The following is a 17,693-nucleotide window of genomic DNA, read 5'->3' as shown; positions in this document are numbered from 1 at the left end:
AGATATGACAGAGATTAGAAATGGTGTAATGCTAAACGCTTACCCAGATAGTATTGGAAGCAAATTGAGCGATACTATAGAGGTATTACAAATGCCCGAATTTGAAGATGTTTTTTCATTATTCTATATACTACCTACTTTCTTTAATAGTGATTTAGATCGTGGTTTTTCTATTATTGATTATAACTTTAACCAAGAACTTGTTTCAAAAGAAGACCTTAAAGCTTTAGCTGCATTGCGCATTATGCTTAAGTTTGATATTGTTTTAAACCACCTTTCTGTTGCTTCCCCGCAATTTAAAGATATGTTGCAATATGGGAAAGCATCAAAATATAAAGACTTTTTTATTGATTGGAATCAATTTTGGGAGGGCCATGGAGAACTAGCTGATAATGGAGTGATTATACCTGATGCTAAACATTTGAATAAGTTATTCATGCGTAAATCTGGACTACCGATACTTAAAGTTATCTTCCCAGATGGCACAGAAAAGCCCTATTGGAATACCTTTTACCAAGAAATTAAGTATCAGCCAATAGCAATAGGTGATGTATCTAATTTAAATGTATCAGAGAAAATAGCAGTAGCTATTTGTGAAACCATGAATGCAGCGATAGCGACGCAACAAGATTTTAGAACTCTTAATCTAGGAGCTCACGAAATATATAAAGATCAGATCTTAGCAATTATAGAAAAGAAACGTTCGTATTTAGGGCAGATGGATGTAAATGCAAAGTCGCCCTTAGTATGGGAGTTCTACAAAGAGACCTTACAAAAAGTGCGAATTTATGGGTGTAATGTGCTTAGGTTAGATGCTTTTGCATACTTGCATAAAGAAGTGGGACAAACTAATTTTTTTAATACACCGGGTACTTGGGATTATTTAGAGCGCATTAATAAAATTGCACAAGAAAATGAGTTACAACTCTTACCAGAAATCCATGCGGAATACGGATTACATCTTCATGATGAGGTAGCGGCTAAAGGATATGTTATATATGATTTTTTCTTACCAGGTTTAACCATTCATGCTTTAGAAAAAGGTACCAATAAAGCGCTTCTGAAATGGGCGAATGAGATTGTTGCTAAAAATTATACTACCGTAAATATGTTAGGATGCCATGATGGTATTCCTGTGCTAGACCTTAAAGGAAAAGAAGTACAGGGTGTGTACCAAGAGGGTTTATTAGCCGATAAAGAAATAGAAGAAATTATGGACACCATTATTGCGCGTGGTGGAAGGGTTAAAAATCTTTATGATCCGTCAGGGAAGAAAATTTCTTATTACCAAGTCAATGCTACTTTTTATAGTGCTTTGGGAGAAAGTGATCAGAAATTAGTATTGGCAAGAGCTATTCAAATATTTATGCCCGGTACACCTCAGATATGGTATTTAGATTTATTTGCAGGTAAAAACAATTATGAAGCTGCTGATCATGGTGGTAGTGGAGGGCACAAAGAAATAAATAGGACCACCCTATCTCTTGAAGAAATTAAAAAAAGCCTAGCAACACCAGTAGTGCTAAAACAATTAAAACTATTGCGTTTAAGAAATACTAATGCGGCTTTTACAGGAAAACTGACGATTGCAGCAACTACGGAGCATGAGCTTGATTTTTCATGGGTTGAAGGCAGTAATAGCGTCCGGTTAAAAGCTGATCTCTCTTCCTATAAATTTGAAATAACGATAATAGGTACTGATGAAAAAGAAGTGCTGAATTTTTAATGCCGTATATTTTACACATTTTATTGCGAATCCGGCCTTATTTTTTAAGGTGCTAGAAAATACGTAACTTTATTTTTTTACCTAGTAGAATATTAATTTTTTAACATATCTAGCGCTGTAATTTGCTGTAAGCTATTGTGTTATATGGATTTTATTTTTTTACATTGTAATGAAAATTTAACACACAAGGAACCAATAAAAAAAATACTTTTGACACAGCATAAATCTGTGTTTTAATTATGAAAAAGAACTCACTACTTGTAGTTTTATTAGTACTTATCAGTACGTCACTTTTTGCACAAGATGAGCTGCCAATTCGTATTCCTGATACAGAAATTAAAAGTCTTCCTAGTGTCTTCAATAAATCATTACAAAATAGCCTTGAGAAAGAATTAAAATCAAATCCACAGTGGAGGAAATTAATCTCAGAAAAGAAAATGGCTGTTGGTGTGGTAGATTTAAGCAATCCAGAGCAAACAAGATTTGCAAGAATCAATGGTAATCATATGATGTATGCTGCTAGCTTACCTAAAATTGCCATTCTTTTAGCAGCAATGGATGCTATTGAAAAAGGACAATTAAAGGAAACTAAAGAAGTGAAGGCAGATATGCGTTTAATGATTAGCAAATCTAACAACCAAGCTTCTACTAGAATGATAGACCGTGTAGGGTACAAGAAAATAGAAGATGTCATGACAGATCCTAAATATGCTTTTTATGATGAGCATAAAGGAGGAGGTCTTTGGGTAGGCAAACGCTACGGTAGCGGAGGTGATACTAACAGAGAACCTTTAAAGAACTTAAGTCATGCAGCTACGGTTACGCAAGTTTGTAGGTATTATTATTTACTAGCTAATGGGAAATTAGTGAACGAAAAGCGTTCTAAGCAAATGTTGGCCATTATGGAAAATCCAGACTTGCATCACAAATTTGTAAATACCTTAGATCAAATTGCTCCAGATGCCCGTTTGTTTAGAAAATCTGGTTCTTGGCGTACTTTCCATTCAGATTCTATATTGGTTTGGGGAGATGATCCAGACCGCCGTTATATTCTAGTAGCTTTAATAGATGATGCGAATGGAGAGCAAATTATTAGAGATTTAGTAAAACCAGTAGAAAAAGTTTTAAAAAAGCGAATATCTTTGGCTAGTAACTAGCATTATTTTAAACCTTTCATGCTCCTAAACTTAATTAAGAAAACATTTGATATAAGAGAAGGAGAGTTTAAAATTTCTTTCTACATGTTGGCGTATATATTTTTGGTAATAGCCTCTTTGCTAATTATCAAGCCAACAGTAAACGCCTTATTTTTATCGGAATTAGGAGTAGAAAACCTTCCCTTGGCTTTTCTTTTAGTTGCCGCAACCGCAATAGTAAGCTCCTATGCCTATTCTAGGGCATTAGCGCGTTTTTCACTAAAAAAAATAATTAGATTTACCTTATCGGTTTCTATAATTCTTAGTATTGCTCTTGCCTTATTGCTGAGGTTTCATTACTTAAATAAGTGGGCACTCTATTTTTTTTACGTGTGGGTAGCCATTCACGCTGTTCTCTCCGCATCACAGTTTTGGGTCATGGCAAATTTGGTGTACAACGCCAGAGAAGCCAAGCGTCTGTTCGGGTTTATTGGTTCTGGGGCTATTCTAGGCGGAATTTTAGGAGGGTACTTAACATCATTATTAGCGCCGCTTATTGGCAATGAAAATGTAATATTCATTGCCGCCTTGTTTTTAGGGATTTGTATCGCCTTGCTAAATAAAATATGGAAAGCCAGAATTATCAAACTAAATACATTTAAGCAGAAGAAGCGCACCGGAGTGCCAGAGGTAAAACCAATTACATTAATTAAAAACTCTAAGCACCTAACCTATCTAGCGGGTATTGTGGGGGTCAGTGTTATTGTTGCGAAACTGGTAGACTATTTGTACAGTGATTTTGCTTCTGCACGTATTCCAGACCCAGATGAGCTGACTTCTTTCTTTGCTTTTTGGTTTTCCACCTTCAATTTATTAGCGCTATTAATTCAATTATTTTTTACGCAAAGAGTTGTAGGTATTTGGGGCGTTGGTTTTTCTTTGATGTTATTGCCTTTAGGAATATTCTTGGGAGCAGCATTATTTTTTGTAGTTCCAGAATTATCGGTAATCATTTTTATTAAAGCGGTAGATGGCACCTTAAAGCAATCTATTCATAAGAGTGCTACGGAATTATTGTCCTTACCCTTAGCTTTTGACCTTAAAAACAAAACAAAGTCTTTTATAGATGTTGTTGTAGATAGTGTAGCTACTGGTATCGCTGGTTTTATCTTAATTTTTGCTATTAAGGGGTTAGATTTACCCATATACTATATTACTTCAATTATCATATTTCTTGTGGGGATTTGGATGTTTTTCATTTATAAAGTTAGAAAAGAATACTTTCAAACCTTTAGAGAAAACCTTGCCGAGTTAGCCAATATTAAAATAAAAGATACTTCCGTTGTAAAGAACGTTTCAGTGGTAGAAGGTATGAAGACAGTATTTAAATCAGGATCAGAATCTCAAATCTTATTTATGCTGCAAAAACTACAGGAAATCAATGACAAACGATTTATAAAAGAAGTTGAGCTATTAGTAGATCATCCTTCTCTTAAAGTAAAAACAGCAGCAATCCAAAGCCTTTATTTTTTGAATAGTAATAGTATGATTTCTCAAATACCTGAGTTACTCAAAAGTGAGGATGAGGATTTGGTAGCGGCTACATTGGCTTACTTATTATTACACGCTCAAAAGAATGAAGCTATTGTATTTGATGCTTATTTGGATGACGAAAATTTATTAGTAGCCACAACCGCATTGCTCTGTTTGGCACGGGAGTCTAGAGATAATTATTCATTGCGTACAAATTATAAACTAACCGAACGAATAGCTAGGGAGATTGCAGCGGTTAAAGAAAATCAAGCAGATGTAGACCGATTGCAGATTCTATTGAAAACAATAGGGGCTGCTAATATTGCAAGCTTTCATGACATCCTAAAAGAATACCTATTGCACTCTTCGGAAGCGGTACAGAAAACCGCCATTTATGCCGCAGGACAAACCTTAAGTCCGGAGTTTATTCCATTACTTGTTGGCTTTTTACCTAATAAAAGTTTGAGAAATACAGCCCTGTTAGCACTACAGAACTATGGGCAGCAAATACAGCCTACCTTGTTAGATATGGTTAAAACTCATGAGGTTTCTATAGAAGTTGCTAGGTTTATTCCGCTAGTATTTAAAGCATTTCATTCGCAAGATTCTGTCCGTAACCTATTTCGCTTACTAGAAGATAAAGATTTAGCGGTGCGGCTATCAGCAATTAGAGCCTTGAGCGACTTAAAAGCCGACTTTCCTAGCCTTCACTTTAATAATGCTAAAATTGTTTCTAGTATTTATGAGGAGTGCAAATTGTATCATAATACCTTATCTGCGATGCATACGCAGATTATAGTTTCGTATCGAAATAGAAAAAAAACAAAAGAAATAGTTTCTGAAGCAGAACGCGATGCACGTGCAAGTTTATTAGAATTATTAGAGCGTAGATTGGATGCAGGTTTAGAACGTATTTTTAAATTATTAGGATTAAAATATAAGCAGAACGATATTACCATTGCCTATGCGGGCTTGGTAAGTGAAAAACAGGAGGCAAGAACTAATGCTATAGAATTTTTAGATAATTTACTTTCAGGAGAATTAAAACGAAAATTACTTCCTATTATAGAGAGTAGCGTGGTAGATGTAACTTCTGAAGAAATAATACATCAATTTAAACAAAAGATATTAACGGAATTAGAATGCTTTCAATTGCTATTAGAAGCTAATGATCAAAAGCTAAAGCTTGCTGTTTTCTTTTTGATCGGTAAGCAACAAGATAAAAAATTTATTCCCTTGCTAGAAAAGTATTTGGAAGATGATAATTTCAAAATCAAATCTTTTGCAAAAGAAGCCTTGGAAGAATTGCATAAAATAGTATAGCCCTCTTTATACACAAAAAGAGAGCTATATTTAGAGCGTTTTTATACTAAAGCGCCATTGGCTCCAATCACCTGACCAGAAATCCATTTAGAATCATCGCTTGATAAAAACAATACTATCTTAGCAATATCTATAGGTTTTGCCAATCTATTAAAGGCATTCATGCCTCGAAGTTTTGTGAGTGTTTCTTCAGATTTTCCATCTAAAAACATATCTGTTTCTGTGGCCCCTGGAGCAATTGCATTTACAGATATTCCTCTTCCAATTTCTTTTGAGAATACACGTGTCATTTGTTCTACCGCAGCTTTTGTAGCCGAATAAAGAGAATAGGTTGGCAACATTAATTTAGCGGTACTAGAAGAAAAGTTGATGATTATACCGTTATCCGCTAATTTAGAACTGGCTTCTTGTAACGTATTGAATACCCCTTTAACATTGACATTAAATAGGGTAATAAAATCGTCTTCGCTACTATTTTTCAATAGTTTAGAAACCATGGTTCCGGCGTTGTTTACTAGAACATCAATTTTACCATAAGCTTCAAGAGTAGCATCAAATAAGGCGGTTACTTCCTTTTTTTTGCTCACATCCGCTTTAAATGAAAATGCACTTCCGCCGTTAGCAACTATTTGAGCAACGGTTTCTTTAGCTTCCTTTTCACTGTTAGAGTGATTTATGACCACTTTTGCACCGTTTTTAGCCAATAGTAAGGCTGTTTCTTTACCAATACCTTTAGAGGATCCTGTTACGATAATTACTTTATTGTATACCATGTTTTGTTGTTATAGGTTTTATTTAATTTATAAGTAGCGCCAATAGCTAGAAATACGGCTATGGCTACAAGAATAAGTTTAGGTTCTGGTCTAGCCAGGAGTTCAAGTAAAATAGCGCTCAACATGGTAATCAATAAAAAGGCAAACGCTATTTTTTCTAACGTTTGTTTTTTATAGACAAATGCGAATATTAAAAGAACTGCTAAAGCTACTTCAGAAATGCCAGTGAATATTCTAAAAAAAGTTGCAGGTATACCTAGCGCAATTTCAATTTGCTTAAAGCCTTCTATGCTTCGAGGCATTCCTGTTAATTTAGGAAATGCAAAAAATACCATGATGATGATGATGGTGATAGCATTTAAAATATTTTCCTTAATGACGTTCATATTGCACTTATTTTAAGGCAATCAATTTATCGGAAATTAATTTTAAATTAGATTCATTGAGTTCTGGACTTGGTGCCAAAGGATATAATTGTGCGCCGGGTCTGCTGATAAAAGCAGCTCTCCAATTTGCCCAGAGTGCACCCGCAATATCCCAGCCATGTGCAGCTACTAGTAAACACTCTTGGGGTTTTACACCCATTTTTCGTGCAGCCCAATCATACGCATCTGCATGAGGCTTAAATTTTCCGATATCTTCTACACTCAAGCGCTCTTCAAATAAATCTATTAATCCAGAATTTTCAAACTGTGTTTTTACACCTATGTTTGATGAGTTAGTGAAAGAGACCAAAGTGTAACCAGCCTTTTTTAAATTTTCTAAAGAAGACCTAACTTCTGGATGTGCAGGTAGTGATCGCAAGGGTGTGAGAATGGCTTCTGTAGCTTCGTCTTTAGATATTGTAATTCCGTTGTTTGAGGCAACCATTTGTAGCGCAGCAACGCCTACGATTCCAAAATCATGATACTGCCTTGCTACCGTGTCTACTAATGAATATTGTAGCATGGTGGTAAACCATAAGGATAGTAAATCATTTCTCTTGCCTAAGGCATTCCCTACGCTTTCTCTCATTGCGTTTAGGTCTAATAAGGTTTCGTTTACATCAAAGAAAATTACTTTAGGACGTTCTATCAAAAGTGTGGGTGCTATATTTTCTTTGGTGTCATTGGTAGCAAAGCCTAAGTGTGGCGCGGCAATACCCGCTAAGCCTAATAAGGCAGATTTTTTCACGAAATTTCTTCTTTGTTCATTTTGTTGACTCATAATTATGGGGGTTTTTTAAAACATACTATGTAGTATGTTTTTATGTAAAAAAAATTAAACTTCTAATTTTTGCAGATAGAAAGAAAGTCCAGAGATGTAGGCTTCTAAAATAGCATCATCTTGGTATAGCTTTCTTATCCCTCGGATGCCTTCAAAAGCACTTATTAAATAAATAGCAACCGCTTTACTTTCTATATTTTGTTGGATACTCTTTTCTAATTTACCTCTATCAATTAAGAAAATTAGCGCTGCTTGCCATTCTTCTATAATTTTTTTTAATGCGATTTGATATGCAATTTCTTCATCTCCAATTTCATTAATTAAATTATTCATGGGGCAACCATGTTTCTTTTCATGAATAGAAAATGATTTTAGACGATCGATAAAAGTAGCTTTTAAAATATCTAAAGCGTTACCCGGTTGATATAATGGAGCAACCATACCATCATAAACGCGCTCTTTTACTTTTGTGGTAATTACAGCGAGACCTAATTCTTGTTTGTTTTTGTAATGGTGATAGAAGGCACCCTTAGTAAGCTTGGTAGCGAGCATAACTTTATCTACACTAGTACTTTTAAAACCGTTAGAATAAAATAATCTAAATGATTCCTCGAGGATTAATTGTTTAGTGAATTCCGATTTCTGCTTTTGCTCCATGTAGTAAAAGTAATAAAATACTAGGTAGTATGTTTTTTATTTTACTTTATTAACATGGAATTATGACGTTATGTGTCCATAAGTAGTAAACCAGCTAAGAAGAATTTAATTATTATTTCTTAATGACTTTGTCTATGGCAGAAGCTAGATACATATGATCTGAAGCCGAATTTTTACGCAATACATTGGTCATTAATACCACCATGTACGTACAATTATCTGGGTGTTCAACGATGATAACAGAGTTCATAAAATTTGAAACATTCCCCATATATTTTCCACAAACTTGACCATTAGAACGGTCACATTTGTACAAGCTTCCAGATTTGAAATATACCGCAGCATCTTTTAGCGCAGGAGATTGTGCATATCTAATTCTACGATCTGTCATGTACATAAGACGCTTCATTTCTAGGCTACTATTTTCATCTACCACTTTTCCTTGCTCCAGTTGTACTAAAAATTTCATCAATCCGATAGGAGTTCCAGTACTACCTCCTTTGTCACCGACATACGTATTAGCACCGCCTGTAAAAAAGCTCCCTAGACGCCATTCTTCATGGGTGATGCCTAAATCACGCAGAGGTAAATTAACCACATCATTTGCTAAGTCTGTCAGTTCTTTTTTAGGTGTTGTTTTAAAATAAGCTGATGCCTTTTCTTCTGTCAATTCAGGATACTCTTTGCCAAAAGCTGCCATTAGTAAAGCTTCTCTCCAAACAATACTTGCAGCCCCATTGTTACTTACAGACAACATATGATCTACCCACTCATACAATGAAAATACATCACTAGCCACAACTTGGCGTTTTACCAAGGTTTTCTTTTCTACATTATAGATGGGGATGGTATGCTCATCGGTTAGCCCCCAAACACCCGCTTTAACAGTTTTACTTTTCAATAAGCTTGTTCTGCTTTCCCAAGAATCTGGATATATTTTAGCCAATTGCGTAAACAAGGCATTTAATACCGCCAGTTTACCTACACTACCTGGTTGGTACCCGGCAGTTTCATTTCTTTTGGCATACCGAATGCTATCTAAATCTGAAATATCTAAAACAGTAAGCGAGTAGCTTTTATCTAAACCTCTGAATAAACCACTAATTTCCTTCTGGAAATCTTCATCTACTTGTAAAAAACTCCCTACACTATCAGATGCTTTTGAGATTAAATTCAATTTAATGTCACTCCATGATTTTTTAGCCCCTTCTGGTAAAGGAGTAGCTTCTTTTAGCTCACCATTCTTAATTAATTCTAAGCGGAGTAATCTTTTGATTCCTGTTTGCTCATACCCATCAATAGGGTAATATAAAAGGGTCGTAAATGCAAAACAAGAACTAATTAGTACTCCTAGGATAAGTAATTTTTTCATGGTTATAATTTAGTAGATAAGGCTATTTCTTTATTCGTATTTATTTTTGGGGTGATGGATTCTAAATAGGCAGAACTCAATGCTTTTTTGTTTTCTACAAAAGGTCTAATTTGAAACAGCCATAATTTATTGTCTTTAAATCCTAATTCTACATCATATGCACCTTTATAATCTGTAGTGGTTTCTGCAGGCATTCTTTTTCGGATCGTTTCTGCAAGGGCCCGTATCTCTTCTATATTCTGCTCATTTAAAACCGCTTTTTCAAAAGTTGCTAATTTTTTTCCAGTACCGCCCGTATCTGGTAGCGTATTATGGTAAGGTTCACGTGCAGGCGCTAATAATTCATAGCCACCAGAATTTTTAATTTCATAAGTTTCTGCAGACTGACCATCAACGGCACCACCAGCGCCACGACTAAAGGCTATGGTTAAATCTTCTTCAAAACCAGAATTTAATCCTTTAGTGATCAAAACACCAGAATAATCTACATCTACACTAGGAATGACTAAAATAGAAGGGAAAACATTTTCTGGGTTTAATAGATATTTCTGCCTCCATTTAAAACTACGTTCGGTGTAAGGCGAAGCCCATACCTCTTTGATACCCGCGATAATTTTTTCTTTAGCTACCGCATTAAAAATGGTTAGATTAAGTCCCGCTCCCGTAAAATCCTTTAAATCTTCCATATTGGTGTCACTGCGCAGGAAAACAGGAATTGCGCCTAAATCTTTACCAAAAACTGTTGAGAATTCTTTTTCTAAGGAAGAGGTAAAGCTATCTTTTAGCGGCATTATTTTTATAGCAGCTCTCAAGATTTCTAATTGAATAAGCTGATAGTTTTCTACCTCTTTCTCAATAACATTATTTGCGCGCATTTTATCTGCTTCTGCAAACATAGTGTTAAGGAACTTCCAATACGTAACCGTTTGTCCTGGCATGGGCTGATCCATGTGATCTCTAAAAATTCCAAAAGGAATCACTAATCCCTCTACAACATTGTCCGGGAACATCTTTTTTAATTGACCTAAATTGGCCGCTTTTGGTCCACAAAGCTTTCCTGAATCATCCGCATCAACACTACGCATATTTAGAATCTCAGTTTCGTCTAAACGAATATTAGCTACCGGCACCGCAATTTTTTCTTCTTTCCGTTCTTTTTTTGCAAATAAAGCACGTTCATCTGCTGTCATGTTTTTCTCCAATTTTAGAATTACGTTTCCTTTGTTAGAGACCGCATAAAATACTTTCTGACCATTATAGGTTAGTAAATCTTTTAAATTTTCATCGGATAATGCTGCATTCGGGATGCCTAGATTTCGGGCTAGTAATTGCACGTGAGAAACCATGTTTCCTTCCGCTACAGTACCTATTCCTGCAACAGGTTTTAAATCTGCCGGAGGACGTTGGAAAATATAAATCTTATCAGAGGCTACTTCTATCTCATCAGGAGAGCCATCAACCACCACCAATTCTCCATAGGCGTAGCCGGGATTTAAGCCTCTAAATGTGCTTTGGTTTTGTATGTCTAAAACTTTATTACTCAAAGAAGATTCTTTTGCAATAAAATCGCCAAGCTCACCTACAGCTTTACCTAAATACAAGGCAATAGATCCTCTAATCTTATCATCAATAAAACCATAAGCTTTAGGTTCAAAACCCGTGTATTCACTAACAATGTCTTGATAGGTAGCCTTTACCATCGCGGCGCTCCATTCTACTTCTCTACGGGCATTTTCTAAAACAGCTGTAAGTTCACCTAAAGTCATTTTTTTAGCTTCATATTTGCTTAACGCCCCCATCAACTGTTCCCATTCCCAAGTTTCAGCATAGCCAGCACCTGCAGTCGCCATTCCTAAATAACAGATTTTTTCTAATAAAACATTTACAGATTCCGGTTCCCATTTAGGAGCATTTTTGAATAGGATATCTTCTACTTTTAAAGAGATATCCAGCAATTGTAGTTTAATTTCAGGATTTGTTTCTTCTAAAATGGCAGCTCTCAACTCCAAAAGTAAGTCAGAAGAATTAATGATAATACTTTTTGGAGTATCAGTTGCGGAAGTAATTGCATACGCTTCAATTTTCTTACCTATGGCTGTTTTTTTTACAAGAGGAGCATTCGCTAAAAATGTAGCTGGATCTATAGGTTTATAAAAGGTTTGCATGGTACCAATCAACGCATCAATTTGTTTGCTAAGACTCGTTGTTAATTTTGCCGTATGTTTCTGTTTGAAATCTTTTACTTTTTGAATGTCTACAAATTCTGGTTGACTATGAATTTTCACCCTAAGATCCATAAAAGAGTCATATCCATCAGAAATTACTTTAGACTGGCTACGCATTAATTGAGAGGTGTTATCATCACCCTCATGCGGAATATCTTTTAACGATTGTCGGATTAAAAAATAATTTTGAGCCACGCGCTCTTGATCTGCTAATAACCATTTATAAAATTGAATGCCCCACGCTTGTTCATCTTCAGATTGAATAGAACCTCTATAGTATTGTCCTTTTTGCAAAATCCAACCGTCATCAATTGTTCTTAGATACTTATCTAATTGATATTGTTTTAATCGAGAATGGTTATGCTCCGTATCCCAAAATTCTTGAATATCGGTATATGCTAAAATCTGACCAAAATAAATATGGTTCTGTTCTCCTAAAGCAACTACCGCATCTTTATAACGAGCATGTTGTACCCCTGGGCCAATATTTTCAGGACAAGGGTCTTTTGGTTGTCGAATACTACCATCGGTGCAAAACCAACGAATATCTTTGTAAGGTCCTCTTATATCGTTTTTATAGGTGTTTATTTGTTCTGTAATCTTTTCATTGCTAAGTTTTTGAGAAAATAATGTAGCGGTGAATAAAACCAGAATAAAAGTAGAAAGTGATTTGGTTTTCATGGGGTGATCAAATTTAAATCATAGTAAAAGTATACTTTTTGTAAATGCATTTGTTTAATAATTTACTGATTTTTTATGGATTAATTTAAAGTTAAATGTTTTATTCGATTAGACTATAATTGTATTTTTGACACTTAACCGATAAACCCTTTCTAATGAAGTTCTTAATACCCTCCCTTTTTGCGCTACTCTTATTGAATACCCAGTGTAAAGAACAAAAGAAAGAAGAATTGGTTAGAGAAGAGGATAAGGTAGTGCTTGTAACTCCCGAAAAAGAAGTGTTAAAAGAAATTTTAGTGGAGCAACCTGCAGATATTGAAGTGCCAAAAGGCATGGTTTGGATCCCAGGAGGAACTTTTAATCAGGGAGCAGTACCTCAAGATAAAATGGCTATGGATCATGAGAAACCTATGCATGAAGTGCAAGTAGATGGTTTCTTTATGGATATTACCGAAGTTACCAATGTCCAATTTGCAAAATTTGTAAAAGAGACAGGCTATATTACCGTGGCTGAACGAGCAATTGATTGGGAGGAAATGAAAACACAACTACCTGAAGGTACTCCAAAACCTCATGATTCTATTTTACAGCCGGGAGCTTTAATTTTCAAAAAAACAAAAAGTTCTGTTCCTAATTTATACGATTTTTCTCAATGGTGGGAATGGAAGATTGGAGCAGATTGGAAACATCCTAACGGACCAAAAAGTACCATACAGGGTAAAGATAAAGAGCCTGTAGTTCAAATTTCTTATGAGGATGCTATGGCTTATTGTACATGGGCCGGAAGAAGGTTGCCAACAGAAGCGGAGTGGGAGCGTGCTTCCCGTGGATATCAAGAGAAAACCATATATTTCTGGGGTGATGACCTTAGCAAATTAGCCACTATGGCAAACACTTGGGAAGGGGAGTTTCCTGTTACCAATTCTAAATTAGATGGTTTTGAACGCAGAGCAGCAGTAATGTCCTATCCTGCCAATGATTTTGGTTTATATGATATGGCAGGTAATGTGTGGGAATGGACTTCAGATTGGTACAGTTCTAATTATTTCAAAGACGTAGCCAATAATGTGGCACTGGCAAGAAATCCTCAAGGGCCCGCTAAAACCTATAATCCCAATAACCCGTATGCTATAGAAAAAGTAATAAAAGGAGGTTCTTTTTTATGCAGTGCTTCGTATTGTGCGAGTTATAGAATTTCTTCACGAATGGGTTCAAGTCCAGATTCCGGGGCAGAACATGTTGGTTTTAGAACTGTGGCTACTCCAAAGATGCTCACTAAAAATTAAGATTTTTCTTAGAAAAATGCGTCAAAGAGAAATCTACTATTAAACTATAACAACTTTTGATAACTTTTAATGTAAGTTTTTTGACAAAAAACCTACTTTTGAAGTAACAAATATGAAGTACTAGATTATGTCAGATAAAATTGAAAGAATTAAAACTTTAATTATTGGTTCGGGACCTGCAGGGTATACTGCGGCTATTTATGCAGCAAGGGCAGATTTGAAGCCTGTTGTTTATACGGGAATGGAGCCAGGCGGACAATTAACGACAACAACAGAAGTTGATAACTTTCCGGGATATCCAGAAGGAATTGACGGACCGACAATGATGATGCAATTGCAATCTCAAGCAGAACGTTTTGGTACGGAAGTTAGAATAGGAATGATTACGGCAGTAGAATTCAGCACAGAAGTGGGCGGTATTCACAAAGCTACAGTAGATGATTCTATTCAAATTGAAGCAGAAACAGTAATTATTTCAACAGGAGCAACCGCTAAATATTTAAATATTCCTAGTGAACAAAAATTAAGAGGTGGAGGCGTTTCTGCCTGTGCTGTTTGTGATGGTTTTTTCTATAAGAACCAAGACGTGGCTATTGTTGGAGCAGGAGATACTGCAGCGGAAGAAGCATCTTACTTAGCAAATATTTGCAAAAGTGTTACCATGTTAGTTCGTAAAGACGAGATGAGAGCCTCGAAAGCAATGCAACACAGAGTTCATAATATAAAAAATATTAAAGTCCTATATAACACAGAAGTAGATGAAGTATTAGGAGGACAAGTAGTAGAAGGTTTACGTATGGTAAACAATGTGACTGGTGAAAAATCAGAAATAGATATTACAGGCCTATTCATCGCTATTGGGCATAAGCCAAATACGGATATTTTTAAAGGTCAGTTAGATATGGATGAAACTGGTTACTTAATTACAAAAGGAAAATCTACTAAGACAAATCTTCCAGGAGTATTTGCTTGTGGAGATTCTCAAGATAAAGAATACAGACAAGCGATTACTGCGGCGGGTACAGGCTGCATGTCAGCTTTAGATGCCGAGCGTTACCTGGCAGCGATAGAAACACCGGCCTCAATGGCTTAAATTAAAAAAGAGCCGCTTTTTAGCGGCTCTTTTTTTTAATACTCCCAACGTCTTTTAAGGTTAAGTTTGAAAAATAGTATTAATCTATTCTTTTATAGTTTTCTGAAGAAATTTTGTTGCCTTCGTCATCTACTGTAATTTGTTTAAAGGAATCTTTGTCCAATTGTAACTCAAATTTAAATACTTGAACAGTATCTTGAATTTTCATCATCATTTCGGAGCCAAATTCTAATTGTTCCTCCAAGTTATTTTCTGAATTTGAATAAGAACCATAACCAAACCATTCTGATGGATCATCTGGAGAATAACGTGTCCACATCACTTTACCTTTACTATAAATTTTTACCTGACGATATCCATTAATATTGGAAAGAGTGTCAGTTACATTCACACCGTCGTAGTTAAAACGGTTAACGAGCTCCCATGTACCTTCTAAGGAAGGGTTTTTCAAAGATTTAAGAGGTGTAACATTAGTTGAAGAAACTAAAAATAACATCAAGAAAATCAATCCGATTAATTTTTTCATGATCTTGTATTTTTAAATTGTTATATACCAATAAGTTACAATATTTTTTTATTAAAATGTAAGAAAATTACTAATATTTATTAATAACACCACAAAGGGTGTTAATCTCTTCTTTAGTATGTGCGGCACTAAGTACAATTCTACTCATTAAACTGGCTTTCTCATTTGGATAACGAAAGCTGGTAACCAAGATTTGGTGCTCTTCCAAGTGTTGTGTTAAATTCTCATCTGCAAAAGTAAAAGCTGGATGACCAATCATAGATTTAAATTTAGTGATAAGATTGATTTGTGTTCTGAAAAATTCAATATTTTGTTCTAATAAAGAACGCTTTTTATTTAATAATTCTTCTCCAAAATAGATAGTAGCTAAGTTGGCAGGAGCAGCGGGACTAGAGCCACCAAAAAAATCAGTTTCAATAAACTCATTAATTCTTTTAGTGTCTGCAAATATAGCACCTCCTTGCACGCCAAAACCTTTTCCTAAGGAGCAACATACTATAAGTTCTTTTGGATGTAATTTTTTCAAAGAAGAAAATACACCACCTCCATTTTTTCCAAGAATACCTATTCCGTGAGAATCATCTACCACCAAAATTACATCGTTTAATGGTAGTGCTTTTAACCCATTAAAGTCAGGAAAATTAGCGCCAGAAAAATCGATAGAATCAAGAAATACAACAGGCGTACTGTCTTTATTTTTTTCTAAATGATCACGCAATGCAATATTTAGCGCTGCAAATGTAATATATGATTTAGGCTTATTTTCTTGATTGTTACAGAGGTAAAGAGCAGAATGAGTATTGGGTGAATAGAAAAAGCGAAACTCTTTTCTGTTTAGAAATTGACTTATGAATTGACCCGCTAAGTATCCAGAAGATAAGGTTACGCAAGCTTCGCTACCTACTAATTTTGCTAAATAACTTTCGGTTTGATCAAAAATAGAAATCCGAATATTAGATTTTCTTGATGCGCCATAATTTGTGCCATATTTTCTAAGATTATCAATGTATATATTTTGAAATTCTAAATCCGTTTGTAAGCCTAAATACGCAGTGCCACCAAAATAAAGATAATTAGTGCCTTTTACTTGTATGTTTTTGCTTGGAAAAGAATTAATATATTTTGTCATGATCTTAGTGTTATGCCACTACCTCCAAGCTTAGGATAGCTTAGACTAGCATCTTTGTGAATGATGATACCATCTGCGATGTCTTCTTTTAATAGAAGAGCACCATCCATATCAACATAATCTAATTGCGGTAATATTTGGGCGATTGCCGAAATACCAACAGAAGACTCCGTCATACAACCCACCATGACTTTTAAGCCTAAGTCTTTACCTTCTTTAATCATCCGTAAAGCAGGGGTGAGTCCGCCACACTTCGTTAATTTAATATTTATACCACTAAAATGCAACCCACATTTTGCTACATCACTTTCTACAATACAACTTTCATCGGCAATAATAGGTAAAACACTATGGTGCATTACTTTTTCCATCCCATCCCAATCATCAGCTTTTAAGGGTTGCTCTAAAAATTCTACACCTAAATCTTTTAATAATGGGGCATTAAAAATTGTTTCTTCTGCGGTCCAAGCACAATTCACATCAATCCTAAAAATTGCATCGGTATGTTTGCGCAACTCTTTTACGATATTAACATCATCATCTGTTCCTAACTTTATTTTGTAAATAGGCCATGGTGTTTCTTGCATCTTAGCCACCATTTTTTCAATACTAGCAATACCAATTGTATAGTTGGTTGTTGGGTAATGATCTAAGCTTGTATTCCATATTTCATAAAGCGGTTTTCCTTTTAGTTTACCGTATAAATCATGAGCAGCTAAATCTAAAGCGCATATCGCAAAATTAGAAAGTCCCTTTTTTGTTATAAAAGCATGAAATATTTCGGGCGTTGTAAATGTAAATTCTTCTATAGCCGATCGGACGGCATTTATTTCTGCCATCATACTCTCTACAGAAATTTTATAGTATGGGTTTGAAGTTGCTTCTCCATAACCAGTATATCCATTTAAACTAAGGCTTGCAATTAATGTATTTTGAAAATCATGGGATTCTCTAGAAATACTAAAGGTGTGTTTTAAGGGTAAAATGTATTTTTTTAATTGAAGCTCCATCGTGTAAATCTTTCCTA

General features: G+C 35.2%; 14 protein-coding genes. 5 read left to right on the top strand and 9 right to left on the bottom strand.

Annotation, left to right across the window (positions count from 1 at the left end):
* Positions 1 to 4: 4 nt before the first annotated feature.
* The 3 genes from BLQ19_RS13510 to BLQ19_RS13500 all read left to right on the top strand — a co-directional run bounded on the left by BLQ19_RS13510 (position 5) and on the right by BLQ19_RS13500 (position 5,718).
* Positions 5 to 1,726, top strand: coding sequence for an alpha-amylase family protein (locus BLQ19_RS13510; protein ID WP_074538694.1), 1,722 nt, complete (start codon positions 5 to 7; stop codon positions 1,724 to 1,726).
* A 239-nt stretch (positions 1,727 to 1,965) separates the two neighbouring features.
* Complete coding sequence (locus tag BLQ19_RS13505; protein ID WP_025614531.1) at positions 1,966 to 2,883, top strand: serine hydrolase; 918 nt, start codon at positions 1,966 to 1,968, stop codon at positions 2,881 to 2,883.
* Between the two features lie 18 nt (positions 2,884 to 2,901).
* A complete protein-coding gene (locus BLQ19_RS13500) occupies positions 2,902 to 5,718 on the top strand; it encodes a hypothetical protein (protein ID WP_074538693.1) in 2,817 nt (938 codons plus the stop codon).
* A gap of 41 nt (positions 5,719 to 5,759) precedes the next feature.
* On the opposite strand, the gene BLQ19_RS13495 is transcribed toward BLQ19_RS13500, so the two are convergent.
* The 6 genes from BLQ19_RS13495 to BLQ19_RS13470 all read right to left on the bottom strand — a co-directional run bounded on the left by BLQ19_RS13495 (position 5,760) and on the right by BLQ19_RS13470 (position 12,632).
* Complete coding sequence (locus BLQ19_RS13495; RefSeq protein WP_074538692.1) at positions 5,760 to 6,491, bottom strand: SDR family oxidoreductase; 732 nt, start codon at positions 6,489 to 6,491, stop codon at positions 5,760 to 5,762.
* Positions 6,473 to 6,877 (bottom strand): DoxX family protein, encoded by a 405-nt coding sequence (locus tag BLQ19_RS13490; RefSeq protein WP_074538691.1) that lies wholly within the window; start codon positions 6,875 to 6,877, stop codon positions 6,473 to 6,475. Before BLQ19_RS13490 ends, BLQ19_RS13495 begins: the two co-directional genes overlap by 19 nt.
* Positions 6,878 to 6,884: 7 nt before the next feature.
* Positions 6,885 to 7,697 (bottom strand): haloacid dehalogenase type II, encoded by an 813-nt coding sequence (locus BLQ19_RS13485; RefSeq protein ID WP_074538690.1) that lies wholly within the window; start codon positions 7,695 to 7,697, stop codon positions 6,885 to 6,887.
* 54 nt (positions 7,698 to 7,751) lie between these two features.
* Complete coding sequence (locus BLQ19_RS13480; RefSeq protein ID WP_025614536.1) at positions 7,752 to 8,354, bottom strand: TetR/AcrR family transcriptional regulator; 603 nt, start codon at positions 8,352 to 8,354, stop codon at positions 7,752 to 7,754.
* Between the two features lie 112 nt (positions 8,355 to 8,466).
* On the bottom strand, positions 8,467 to 9,726 hold the full coding sequence (locus BLQ19_RS13475) for a serine hydrolase (RefSeq protein ID WP_074538689.1): 1,260 nt from the start codon (positions 9,724 to 9,726) through the stop codon (positions 8,467 to 8,469).
* 2 nt (positions 9,727 to 9,728) lie between these two features.
* A complete protein-coding gene (locus BLQ19_RS13470) occupies positions 9,729 to 12,632 on the bottom strand; it encodes a PEP/pyruvate-binding domain-containing protein (protein WP_074538688.1) in 2,904 nt (967 codons plus the stop codon).
* Between the two features lie 155 nt (positions 12,633 to 12,787).
* Between BLQ19_RS13470 and BLQ19_RS13465 the strand changes: the two genes are divergently transcribed.
* Together BLQ19_RS13465 and trxB are read left to right on the top strand one after the other, a co-directional pair.
* Positions 12,788 to 13,918: an SUMF1/EgtB/PvdO family nonheme iron enzyme gene (locus BLQ19_RS13465; RefSeq protein ID WP_074538687.1), complete on the top strand. Its 1,131-nt coding sequence runs from the start codon at positions 12,788 to 12,790 to the stop codon at positions 13,916 to 13,918.
* 127 nt (positions 13,919 to 14,045) lie between these two features.
* Positions 14,046 to 15,011, top strand: coding sequence for a thioredoxin-disulfide reductase (gene trxB, locus BLQ19_RS13460; RefSeq protein ID WP_024479985.1), 966 nt, complete (start codon positions 14,046 to 14,048; stop codon positions 15,009 to 15,011).
* A gap of 79 nt (positions 15,012 to 15,090) precedes the next feature.
* Here the strand turns inward: trxB and BLQ19_RS13455 are convergent, their stop codons facing one another.
* From BLQ19_RS13455 to BLQ19_RS13445, 3 genes are all read right to left on the bottom strand, one after another.
* Positions 15,091 to 15,537 (bottom strand): hypothetical protein, encoded by a 447-nt coding sequence (locus BLQ19_RS13455; protein ID WP_025614541.1) that lies wholly within the window; start codon positions 15,535 to 15,537, stop codon positions 15,091 to 15,093.
* Positions 15,538 to 15,607: 70 nt separating this feature from the next.
* A complete protein-coding gene (locus BLQ19_RS13450; RefSeq protein ID WP_074538686.1) occupies positions 15,608 to 16,666 on the bottom strand; it encodes an aminotransferase class I/II-fold pyridoxal phosphate-dependent enzyme in 1,059 nt (352 codons plus the stop codon).
* Positions 16,663 to 17,676 (bottom strand): dipeptide epimerase, encoded by a 1,014-nt coding sequence (locus tag BLQ19_RS13445; protein ID WP_034666852.1) that lies wholly within the window; start codon positions 17,674 to 17,676, stop codon positions 16,663 to 16,665. The genes BLQ19_RS13450 and BLQ19_RS13445 overlap by 4 nt, the downstream gene beginning before the upstream one ends.
* Positions 17,677 to 17,693 lie beyond the last annotated feature (17 nt).

It is taken from the genome of Cellulophaga baltica (genome assembly GCF_900102165.1).
Taxonomy (GTDB): domain Bacteria; phylum Bacteroidota; class Bacteroidia; order Flavobacteriales; family Flavobacteriaceae; genus Cellulophaga; species Cellulophaga baltica.
The sequence above is the reverse complement of the archived record's forward strand: the minus strand, read 5'-3'. Positions and strand labels throughout refer to the sequence as shown.

What these genes read in the sequence shown, in the direction of transcription:
- BLQ19_RS13510 (WP_074538694.1), top strand. Translation starts at nt 5, where the DNA reads ATGACAGAGATTAGAAATGGTGTAATGCTAAACGCTTACCCAGATAGT.
- BLQ19_RS13500 (WP_074538693.1), top strand. Translation starts at nt 2,902, where the DNA reads ATGCTCCTAAACTTAATTAAGAAAACATTTGATATAAGAGAAGGAGAG.
- BLQ19_RS13455 (WP_025614541.1), bottom strand. Translation starts at nt 15,537, where the DNA reads ATGAAAAAATTAATCGGATTGATTTTCTTGATGTTATTTTTAGTTTCT.
- BLQ19_RS13490 (WP_074538691.1), bottom strand. Translation starts at nt 6,877, where the DNA reads ATGAACGTCATTAAGGAAAATATTTTAAATGCTATCACCATCATCATC.
- BLQ19_RS13465 (WP_074538687.1), top strand. Translation starts at nt 12,788, where the DNA reads ATGAAGTTCTTAATACCCTCCCTTTTTGCGCTACTCTTATTGAATACC.
- BLQ19_RS13485 (WP_074538690.1), bottom strand. Translation starts at nt 7,697, where the DNA reads ATGAGTCAACAAAATGAACAAAGAAGAAATTTCGTGAAAAAATCTGCC.
- BLQ19_RS13470 (WP_074538688.1), bottom strand. Translation starts at nt 12,632, where the DNA reads ATGAAAACCAAATCACTTTCTACTTTTATTCTGGTTTTATTCACCGCT.
- BLQ19_RS13505 (WP_025614531.1), top strand. Translation starts at nt 1,966, where the DNA reads ATGAAAAAGAACTCACTACTTGTAGTTTTATTAGTACTTATCAGTACG.
- BLQ19_RS13480 (WP_025614536.1), bottom strand. Translation starts at nt 8,354, where the DNA reads ATGGAGCAAAAGCAGAAATCGGAATTCACTAAACAATTAATCCTCGAG.
- trxB (WP_024479985.1), top strand. Translation starts at nt 14,046, where the DNA reads ATGTCAGATAAAATTGAAAGAATTAAAACTTTAATTATTGGTTCGGGA.
- BLQ19_RS13445 (WP_034666852.1), bottom strand. Translation starts at nt 17,676, where the DNA reads ATGGAGCTTCAATTAAAAAAATACATTTTACCCTTAAAACACACCTTT.
- BLQ19_RS13475 (WP_074538689.1), bottom strand. Translation starts at nt 9,726, where the DNA reads ATGAAAAAATTACTTATCCTAGGAGTACTAATTAGTTCTTGTTTTGCA.
- BLQ19_RS13450 (WP_074538686.1), bottom strand. Translation starts at nt 16,666, where the DNA reads ATGACAAAATATATTAATTCTTTTCCAAGCAAAAACATACAAGTAAAA.
- BLQ19_RS13495 (WP_074538692.1), bottom strand. Translation starts at nt 6,491, where the DNA reads ATGGTATACAATAAAGTAATTATCGTAACAGGATCCTCTAAAGGTATT.